The organism is Neobacillus fumarioli NBRC 102428 (genome assembly GCF_001591485.1).
Lineage (GTDB): Bacteria > Bacillota > Bacilli > Bacillales > Cytobacillaceae > Neobacillus > Neobacillus fumarioli.
The window spans coordinates 1-1996 of record NZ_BCUZ01000217.1 but is presented as its reverse complement, the minus strand read 5'-3'; the positions used below and the strand labels follow the sequence as shown (position 1 = coordinate 1996).

Here is a 1996-nt window from a genome sequence, read left to right as displayed (position 1 = left end):
AAGCCCGAATTATAAAAAATAGCGTGTCCTTATGGCACGCACGACGAATAGCCAACAACCTGAGATTTTTTTCAGATAGTTGGCTATTTTGTACATGTAGCTTGGATATTTTCCGACCAAGGCATGTAGTTATGTAAAAGATCTGGCTGCTGATGAATTGGTAAAGTTGGCAGTTCAGTAAGTATCTTGACTAAATATCGATAAAAATCGATACCATTTGCTTTTACAGTTTCAGCTACACTTAGACAAATAGCGTTCGCTTTTGCACCTGCTTCGCTTACAGAGAACAGCCAATTTTTGCGGCCGATTACGTTGGGGCGAATCGCGTTTTCCGCCGGATTATTATCGATTTCCAAATGACCATCACCAAGAAATGCTTTTAAACCATCTGCACGACTCAACGTATATTCAGCTGCTTTCGCCAACGCATTTTTACCGAAGAACGGTGAGCGCTCGATCCAAGCGAAAAATTCATCCACGATGGATTTTGATTCTTTTTGTCTCACTTGTTGGCGTTCTTCCGGTAAGAGGTGTTTAATTTTACGCTCAATCTGGTACAACCGATCGCAGTAATCAACACCTATTCGTCCATTTTTACTATCAACTTTTAACCAATAACGCCTCGTGTGTGCCCAGCAGTTGGCGAATTGTACGTTAGGTAAATGACCGTAAGCTGAATAGCCATCGCAAATCACCGTTCCTTTAAATCCGGCGATGAAGTCTTCCAATACAGCTCTGCTTCTTGATAAAGCACTTTTGAAAAGGACAATGATAGGCCCTTGGCTTGGTACGCTACGGCATACCCAGTTATAAGCGTTCGATTGGCCGGATTTTCCGTCGGAACGCTTAATGATTTGCGCATAGGTTTCATCCACATGAAGCACGGATTTGGCTGTTAATAATTGCTTCATTAAATCATAGATTGGTTGAAGCCAGTCTTCGGCTGTACGAATAACCCAATTAGATAGATTCTTATCATTTGTAAGTAGACCATATCGTTCCCATTCTTTCACCTGGCGGTAAAGAGGCAGGTACTGAATAAACTTATCGTAGATAAGTTTTGCCAAAACAGTTGGTCCTGCAATGCTGCGTTGAATGGCAGCTTGCGGTGCTTTCCCACGCTTGATTTGTGCTTTTTGAGTGGTATCTTTTTTGCACACCGTGCACTCATAGGCATGCTCGATATGTTGCACCCGCTTCATTATAGCTGGAATGAATTTTGCTTCTTCACGTGCTATTGTTGTACCTACTTCTGTCATTTGATGAAGACAACAATCACATAGCGTATTAGCTGGATGATGGTGAACTTCTTCTATCTCAATATTGGAGCTAAATGAATCGTTTCTCTTTTTCTTTGATACTTTACGGATAACGGTATAGCTATCTGTTTCCGTGCTTTGTTCTTCTGTCTGCTCAGAATCGTTAAAAAACGGATCGTCCTCAAATAAAGATCCTTGACCGTCGGGTGCTTGATACTTTGACTTTTCTGATTTAGAACCATATAAAGCTTTGGTTAATTGGCGAACTTGTTCAGTTAATGCTTCTATTTGTCGATTTGACTGAGCCAGTTGTTGCTCTAGTAATCGAATGATACGTTCATTTTGCTCTTCTTGCTTCGGATTACCATTCGTCAAATCGTTCACCACATTTCCGTTCAGTTTCATCTAAGGATGATTATACCATTCGGAATAGAACATTTAAAAGACACCTTTTGCAGATTTCGCAATTGCCTTTGGCTGCTGAAGCGATAGTCCTTCTAATAACCAACGAAGCTCTTGCTGTGATAGGTTTCGCACTTCATTTTCGTCTTTCGGCCATTGAAGTATGCCGTTATCTAATCGCTTATAAAGCAAGGCGAAGCCATCACCATCGAAGTACAAACATTTATAACGATCCTTGCTCCAACCAGAAAACAAAAAGATAGAATCGCTGTATGGATCTAATTCAAATGAATCTTGAATAAGTGTTGCGAGGCCGTCAATTCCTTTACGCATAT

The 1996-nt window shown here is 40.8% G+C and carries 2 protein-coding genes; both read right to left on the bottom strand.

The features are described from left to right. Window positions 1–83 precede the first annotated feature (83 nt). Complete coding sequence (tnpC, locus tag BFU02S_RS15695) at window positions 84–1634, bottom strand: IS66 family transposase (RefSeq protein WP_066372707.1); 1551 nt, start codon at window positions 1632–1634, stop codon at window positions 84–86. Between the two features lie 63 nt (window positions 1635–1697). After that, window positions 1698–1996 (bottom strand): IS66 family insertion sequence element accessory protein TnpB (gene tnpB, locus BFU02S_RS15690; protein ID WP_066372702.1); only part of this gene is annotated, 299 nt, incomplete at its 5' end.